We start from the raw sequence: 6,644 nt of genomic DNA on the forward strand, positions 1-6,644 counted from the left end.
TTTCTACAAAGACGCGAAATCGCTGCGAAAAGTTCCCCGGGCCGTTCATATTGGTCAGCCCGCGGCTTCCCTCGATAGCATCAGGAGGTGACTTCACAGGCTTCTGCAGCGTCCGCCAACTCGTGGCCCCGGCTCATCTCGTCCTTGATCAGCGGCAGGGACCTTACGGCGGACAACACCTCCTGGGCGATGGACACCATCATGTCCGGGGAGGCCACTCCGGCGCAGATAGCCGGTTTCCTGGTTGCCCTCAGTGCCAAGGGTGAAACCGTTGAGGAGCTTTCGGGCCTCGTGGACGCCATGCTGGCGCACGCCAACCCGGTGACGATTACCGGCGAAAAGCTGGACATCGTCGGCACCGGTGGTGACCAACTTAACACCGTTAATATTTCCACTATGGCGGCCCTCGTCGCTGCCGGTGCCGGTGCGAAGGTGGTCAAGCACGGCAACCGGGCTGCGTCGTCGTCGTCGGGATCAGCGGACGTTCTGGAGGCGCTCGGGGTCCGCCTCGACCTGTCCATCGAGCAGGTGGCACGCAATGCCGAAGAGGCGGGAATCACATTCTGCTTCGCCCAGGTCTTCCACCCGTCGTTCCGCCATACCGCGGTGCCGAGGCGGGAGCTGGCGATTCCCACGGCATTCAACTTCCTGGGCCCTCTCACCAACCCCGCGCAGGTGCAGGCCTCCGCCGTCGGGGTTGCCCATGCCCGGATGGCGCCGCTGGTCGCGGGGGTGCTCGCCCGCCGGGGGAGCCGGGGGCTTGTTTTCCGCGGAAATGACGGACTCGACGAGCTCACCACCACCGGCCCGTCCACGGTGTGGGAAATCCGCGGCGGTGCCGTGAACGAACTGACGTTTGCACCCCAGGACCTCGGAATCAGCCTGGCCACTGTGGAACAGCTGCGCGGCGGGGACGCGCAGGCGAATGCGGCCGTGGTGCGGGAAGTCCTGGCAGGCAAGGAAGGCCCCGCACGGGACGCGGTGCTGCTCAACGCCGCGGCCGGGCTCGTTGCCTTCGACCTTGCCGCGGAGGGACCGTTCCTGGACCGGATGCAAATGGCGTATGCCAGAGCCGCAGAATCCATCGATTCCGGTGCCGCAGCTGCAGTGCTCGACAAATGGGTGGCCCTGACCAGGGCCTAGGCCCCTATTGCTCGAAGCCGAGCGAGAACGCCGCGTCCAGGTCGTGCTGCGAGTAGGCGCGGAACGCGATGTGCGTGGTGGTATGAACCACGGCGGGAACCTTTGAGAGCTTGTCGGCGATGACATCTGCCAGGTCCTCATGCCTGCGGACCCGCGCAACGGCGATCAGATCCCATTCGCCCGTGACCGAATAGACCTCGCTGATCCCGTCGATCGCTGAGATCTCCTCCGCCGTCTCGGGAATACGCGAAGCGTCGGTCTTGATCAGAACGAATGCGGTGATCACGTTGAACCCCTCCGGATCAGTTGCGCCGCGGCAATGCCCGGCAGGCTTGTTAGTGCTGCCAGCCTATTACATCCGCGCGCTGCGCCTGCCCGGCCAGCCAAGTCCAAGGTTACGTTCTCCGGCGGCGGACACCGGCGATGACCAGGCGGTAGCCCACCAGGAGAACGCCAAGGCTCAGCAACGCCACAATAACGAAGGGGAGTACCACCGTCTGGCCGGTGACGGCCCGCAGCAGCATGCCTCCCACGAGGCTGCCCAGCCAGACCGCCAGGCCGCTCCTGCGTACCGACAGGGGATCGCGCCATGCCCGCGCCGCCAGCCATCCAGCTGCCGCCCCTGCCAGGAACGGCCATGCCGTGAGGAGCACGCCGGAGACCACATCCCCGCGCTGGTGGGCGTCACGTCCGACGGCGGCGAAGACCAGGATCAGCACGAGATCGGCTACAGCGGCTGCCGCCGCCACAGCGGTCAACGAAGGCTTGGCTGGCTTCAGATTCCGGGAACTCATGGATTCGACCTTAGCGTCCCGTTCCCGCAAGGGGCGATCCGGATTAGGCTCAAGCCGGAAGGGAGCAAACTATGCCGCGTCGTATCGGGACCTGCCTCTGGTTCGAGAACCAGGCGGAGGAGGCCGCAAAGTTCTACGTCAGCGTCTTCGACGAATCGAAGATCATTGATGTCTCGCGGTTTGGCGAGGGCGGCCCGGGAGCCGCGGGTGAGGCAATCGCCGTCGACTTTGAACTGGAAGGGCGCCCGTTTACGGCATTGAACGGGGCCCGCGGGTCCAGCTTCACCGAAGCCGTGTCCTTCGTGGTGGACTGCGAGGACCAGGCCGTGGTGGACCGGTACTGGACAGCGTTGACCGACGGCGGTTCGGAAAGCATGTGCGGCTGGCTGAAGGATCGGTACGGGGTGTCCTGGCAGGTGGTGCCTTCCGTGCTTCCATCGCTGATTGCCGGACCGGACCCGGAGGGCTCCCAGCGGGCAATGCAGGCCATGCTCGGGATGCGGAAACTGGATATCGCCGAACTGCAAAAGGCCTACGAAGGCTGATAGATCAGGGTTCCCGCCCGCCGCATGCCGTGTATACGTCTGCTGATTGCGCCGGCAGGGGAGGGGGAGGGGCATGGAAGTCCAGGCTACTTTGGAGGTTGCGTGAACAAGCCGCTCTGGATCTGCTGCCTGGTGGGTGCCGCCATTGGCATCACCCTCGGCCTCGCCGTCTTCGACAGCCCGGTTGTCGGTTTCGCCGTCGGCCTGGGACTTGGAGCCATCGTGGGTGCAGGAATCGGCACCAGACAGCCGTAACGGTGATTCGGATTGACCATGTGGCCTGCTGCCCGCAGCCGGGCTGCCTGTGTTCAAGTGGCGGCAGGCCACTGCGGGGCAGCCAGGAGGCGTTCCGGGAGAGCGGTGAATCCACGTTACTGGCATCCCTGCGGATCTAAGCCGGTCGTATTCTCTCGAGAGTCGGATGAGGAACAGAGCTGGGATAAAAGACCACGTGTGCGATAAGCGGTCAGCCGGTATCGTCTCGGAGTAGCAAGGACGGCTACTAGTGGAAGCGATCGACATGCGTGGAGTAGGGCCCTTTTCGCAACGGCAAAAGCTGATAATGACGATCGGGACGTCTAGCTTGACCGCGCTTGCGTTTATTACGTTTGTCGTGCACCTAGTCACAGGTAGCGGCGAATGGCCGTTTTATGGATTGTGTGTTGTAGCTGGAGTAACCATGGTCGTTTGGGTCCGAAAGGCTCCGACTACTGGTGCTCGAGGATGACCGGTCTCGGTTTGAGCCTGTTCGCGATTGGCGCTGTTGGTTTGTTGGCCAGCGTCGTTTATGCGCTCATCGATAAGCTGAAAACTGGGGTCCTGTTTCGGCGGAAGAAACTTCTACTCCCTGTGGCGTTCGGGTCGGGTGCGCTTGGTCTGGTCGGCATGCTGATCGTTTATTTCTCCCAACAGCCTTGAACGGATGAGGCAGGTGGTTCCCAAGCGGTTGCCTCAGGGTCTGGTTCTGAGGTTGACGTAGCGGGACCAGGCGTCGCCTGCCGCGTCTGCGTGGAGAAAGGCTACTTGGTGGCTGTATCCGAGTGCGTCCGCGACCAGTGGCGGTGGTGAGACTAAGAGGTGTTCGTCGAGGGCCGTGTTTCGTGCGCCCCGAAGGTCGATGCCCAAGCTTCGGAGCCTATCCATGATGCCGTTTGGGTGAAGTGGTTGTCCGGCCCGGGTCCCCGGGAAGAGCCAGGGGCTTTGTGCGTCTGATCCTGTTCTGAGATTGGGACGGCCTGCAAGGTGCTCTCGAAGCAAGTCGGCGAAGGGTTCGGGAATGGGCACTGGGTGCGGGCCGAAGGTGATCCGCATGTTCCCGGTGCTTTCATTGGTTTCGATAGCGTCGGTCCGGAGTTTTGCGACCCGAACGAGCGGCTGGGCATAGAGAAGCAGCAGGATGCCGGCGACTCGGTAGGGCAGGGACTCGCTGGTGCCGGTAAGCAGTTCCCGGAGCCAGGCCACGCGCTGGTCCTGGGTGATCGCGGGGCGGGTTTTGGCTGCGTAGTGGCCCATGTCCACTCGGTGGTTTTTGCCGGTGTTCTTGATGAAGACGATGAAGGTGCGGATGGCTTTTCTTGTCGTGGGACCGGTTGCGAGCCAGGTTTCGATGTCTTGCTGGGTGCAGCTCGCAGCCGTCCGCTGGTGGGTTTCCCAGAGCCAGTCCAGAAACTTTACGGTTTCGGTGATCTCTTGCTTGGCCGAGTGGACCGGGGCTTGGGCGCTCTTCTCCGGTGTTGTGATGGACCGGATGCGCCGGAGGTGATGCCAGGTGGCGAACTGTGCGACGGGTTTGGCGACCTCCTCGGGCAGGTGGCGGACCTTGTCGTCAATCCAAGTTTCGAACCGGGCCAGATACGGGTCTTGGTAGGGGAGGAGTCCATGATGAATGAACAGGGCGCGCAGGTGATTGGCTTCGCGGCTGGCTGACTTAGCCGCGGCATCGAGTCCTTCGTGCGTCAAGGGGGTTTCCCCGCTCGATAGAGAGCCGAGGAGTGCTTGGACTATGAGGGAGCGCTTCCACGTGATGATGCTCTCGGGCCGGTCCGCTTTGCAAAGGGCCTCGACGATTTTGCCGGCGGTGTCCGGGTCGACGGGGTGCATGAGCAGTAGTTCGTTGAGGTCCTCCCGGAGCGCAGCGGGCGCATATGCCGCGCCGGTAGAACTCGCCCTCCGTATTGCAACGGGTGCAGTGGAAGTCGTGGATGATGCCGGCGCAGGGCGCGCAGCGGGGCCCTCCGGCAGCCGCGGGAGGGCCTGGCAACAGTCGATGCTGGCCGCAGTCCGGGCAGGTCCCGTGGGTGCGGGTGGCGGTGGTAAAGCATGGGCCGCAGATTTTCCCTTCGGGCCAGGTGGCGCGGGTTTTACCGGCGGCCCGGCCGCAGCGTGCGCAGGTAGCAGTCCCGGTGGTGCGGGGCCGGCCGCGGCTGGTGTTGCGGGGGCTGAGACCTTCGGGTTTGTCAGTGATCATTGTCGATGATGCGTGCGCGCCGTGGTCTGACGGTGCGGTTTAGGTCGACGACGTTGGGGGCGCTGGTGCCGGTTTTGCGTCCGCGGACGTCGGCGGCCGTGACGGTGATGAGGTCCTCGGGTCCGCAGGAGAAGATGTCGCAGATCGCGGCGATGACCTGCAGTGCGACGCGTTCAGGTTTCTGGTTGACGAGCCGGTAGACCTGTGGTCGGGACAAGGTGATCCCGCGCTCGGCCAGCAGTGGGATGAGGTCGGTGGTGTTGTGAAGTCCCCGTGCCGCCATGAGCTCGGAGAGCCGCCACTTGTATTCAACTTCGCGTCTCACCATTGACCTCGCATCTGCACGCCCAGGACTTCATCCAGGGTGCGGTCCAGCGCAGCCCGGAGGGTCGTGTTGCGGAAGTCGTCGCTGACGAACTGGTAGATCCCGGTGGTGGAGGCGTGTTCGTGGCCCATCTGATGTTGCACGAATCTAGGATCCCATCCGTCCTCCAGCAGGTGCGTTGCATAGGAGCGCCGGAGCGAATGCAGGTCCAGGCCATCCATTGGCAGGCCCAGCTCGTCGAGGTAGCGCCGGAGCCGGCGCAGCAGGGTGGATTCACAAATTAGGCCACCGCGTTCGCTGGGGAACAGGTCCAGGGTGTCGAGCGTGCCTCGTCCGTTGGCGAGCCAGTCCTCGAGGACGCCTGCGGTCCAGTCGAAGACCGTCAAGACGCTGCGGGGTTTGTGCGGGGACCCCTTGCGGGATTTGCCGAACCGGACCTTGCAGACGCCTGCCTTGCCGAACCTTCGTGCTTGGGGGTTGGCCGCAAAGTCGATGGTTTGCAGGTGCCGGAGTTCGTTGAACCGCAAGCCGTACGAGTAGGCGACTTTCAGCATGACGGCGTCCCGGTAGGCTGCCTGCCAGCCTTTCTTGCCCGAGGCGGCGATGAGTTCGACCTGGTCGTCGGCGTGATCGAACAGCATCTGCAGTTCCGTCTTGGTGAAGGGCCGCTTGGAGGCGCGTCCTTCGTACTCCTGTGTGTGGGAGGCGGTGTTCCAGTCAAAGAAGACCTGGGACGGGTGTGTGCCGAAGCGCTGTTCGCAGACCTGGTCCCAGCCGTAGTCGGGGTTCGACACGTAGGACGTGAACCGGCGGAGCGTGGACTGGTAACCCCGGATAGTGGAGTGCGTCAGCTGGTGGATTGAGCGGAGGTCACCGAAATACTCCTCGACGTGCTCCGGTGCCCAGTTCCAAGGGAACTCGTTCACATGGTTGACGAACCTGCGGACACTTGCGATTCCCTTGTCGATCGTGTCGAACTGGAGGTTCCTGGAGAGCTGCTGGTTGCGCCACCCGGTCAGCATGTCCTCGAGCGTCTGTTCCTCGGGATGCAGCAGCTGCACCGCGCTCAGCTGCAGCACACGCCCGGACGCGTCGACCGCCATTCTCACCCCGCTTTTCCCTCGAAGTTGTGCTCAAATCCTGAATCAATGATTCATTAAATGCATCATCAGCACAAAACTGCAGGTCAGAGGCTTGTCATGACTGCTTAAAGGTTCAGCCGTGCAGCTGCCGGACAGCACCTGACCAGCTGCACATCAAAGCTTTCGCGTCGAATGTTCCGCGGAATCTCAAGGAAGTTAGAGATCTGCTCGCGCATCCGGGGGATCGGGACGATTGATTCATCTGATGCAATACGCAGAGTACTACTT

General features: G+C 63.1%; 9 protein-coding genes. 4 read left to right on the forward strand and 5 right to left on the reverse strand.

The annotated features are described in order from the left end of the window. Positions 1 to 87 precede the first annotated feature (87 nt). Positions 88 to 1,143: an anthranilate phosphoribosyltransferase gene (trpD, locus tag G205_RS16785; protein ID WP_035753549.1), complete on the forward strand. Its 1,056-nt coding sequence runs from the start codon at positions 88 to 90 to the stop codon at positions 1,141 to 1,143. 4 nt (positions 1,144 to 1,147) lie between these two features. On the opposite strand, the gene G205_RS16790 is transcribed toward trpD, so the two are convergent. Together G205_RS16790 and G205_RS16795 are read right to left on the reverse strand one after the other, a co-directional pair. Further along, on the reverse strand, positions 1,148 to 1,429 hold the full coding sequence (locus G205_RS16790) for an Lrp/AsnC family transcriptional regulator (protein ID WP_009359036.1): 282 nt from the start codon (positions 1,427 to 1,429) through the stop codon (positions 1,148 to 1,150). Between the two features lie 109 nt (positions 1,430 to 1,538). Next, on the reverse strand, positions 1,539 to 1,937 hold the full coding sequence (locus G205_RS16795; RefSeq protein ID WP_009359037.1) for a DUF3054 domain-containing protein: 399 nt from the start codon (positions 1,935 to 1,937) through the stop codon (positions 1,539 to 1,541). A 71-nt stretch (positions 1,938 to 2,008) separates the two neighbouring features. On the opposite strand from G205_RS16795, the gene G205_RS16800 reads away from it, so the two are divergent. From G205_RS16800 to G205_RS16805, 3 genes are all read left to right on the forward strand, one after another. Further along, positions 2,009 to 2,482: a VOC family protein gene (locus G205_RS16800; RefSeq protein WP_009359038.1), complete on the forward strand. Its 474-nt coding sequence runs from the start codon at positions 2,009 to 2,011 to the stop codon at positions 2,480 to 2,482. A 102-nt stretch (positions 2,483 to 2,584) separates the two neighbouring features. Beyond that, positions 2,585 to 2,737: a hypothetical protein gene (locus G205_RS22175; RefSeq protein WP_009359039.1), complete on the forward strand. Its 153-nt coding sequence runs from the start codon at positions 2,585 to 2,587 to the stop codon at positions 2,735 to 2,737. 468 nt (positions 2,738 to 3,205) lie between these two features. Further along, positions 3,206 to 3,400, forward strand: a complete 195-nt coding sequence (locus tag G205_RS16805; RefSeq protein ID WP_009359040.1) for a hypothetical protein — start codon at positions 3,206 to 3,208, stop codon at positions 3,398 to 3,400. Positions 3,401 to 3,433: 33 nt separating this feature from the next. Here the strand turns inward: G205_RS16805 and G205_RS16810 are convergent, their stop codons facing one another. The 3 genes from G205_RS16810 to G205_RS16820 all read right to left on the reverse strand — a co-directional run bounded on the left by G205_RS16810 (position 3,434) and on the right by G205_RS16820 (position 6,377). Continuing rightward, entirely contained in the window at positions 3,434 to 4,582 is a 1,149-nt protein-coding gene (locus G205_RS16810; RefSeq protein ID WP_009359041.1) for a hypothetical protein, read from the reverse strand. Positions 4,583 to 4,938: 356 nt separating this feature from the next. Next, on the reverse strand, positions 4,939 to 5,277 hold the full coding sequence (locus G205_RS16815) for a helix-turn-helix domain-containing protein (RefSeq protein WP_235047031.1): 339 nt from the start codon (positions 5,275 to 5,277) through the stop codon (positions 4,939 to 4,941). Further along, positions 5,271 to 6,377, reverse strand: coding sequence for a tyrosine-type recombinase/integrase (locus G205_RS16820; RefSeq protein ID WP_009359043.1), 1,107 nt, complete (start codon positions 6,375 to 6,377; stop codon positions 5,271 to 5,273). The genes G205_RS16815 and G205_RS16820 overlap by 7 nt, the downstream gene beginning before the upstream one ends. Positions 6,378 to 6,644: the final 267 nt, after the last annotated feature.

Source organism: Arthrobacter nitrophenolicus, from assembly GCF_000332815.1.
Classification (GTDB): domain Bacteria; phylum Actinomycetota; class Actinomycetes; order Actinomycetales; family Micrococcaceae; genus Arthrobacter; species Arthrobacter nitrophenolicus.

Excerpts from the sequence above, each read along its gene's own strand:
- G205_RS16795 (WP_009359037.1), bottom strand. The coding sequence starts at position 1,937 with ATGAGTTCCCGGAATCTGAAGCCAGCCAAGCCTTCGTTGACCGCTGTG.
- G205_RS16800 (WP_009359038.1), top strand. The coding sequence starts at position 2,009 with ATGCCGCGTCGTATCGGGACCTGCCTCTGGTTCGAGAACCAGGCGGAG.
- G205_RS16805 (WP_009359040.1), top strand. The coding sequence starts at position 3,206 with ATGACCGGTCTCGGTTTGAGCCTGTTCGCGATTGGCGCTGTTGGTTTG.
- G205_RS16810 (WP_009359041.1), bottom strand. The coding sequence starts at position 4,582 with ATGCACCCCGTCGACCCGGACACCGCCGGCAAAATCGTCGAGGCCCTT.
- G205_RS16815 (WP_235047031.1), bottom strand. The coding sequence starts at position 5,277 with ATGGTGAGACGCGAAGTTGAATACAAGTGGCGGCTCTCCGAGCTCATG.
- G205_RS16820 (WP_009359043.1), bottom strand. The coding sequence starts at position 6,377 with ATGGCGGTCGACGCGTCCGGGCGTGTGCTGCAGCTGAGCGCGGTGCAG.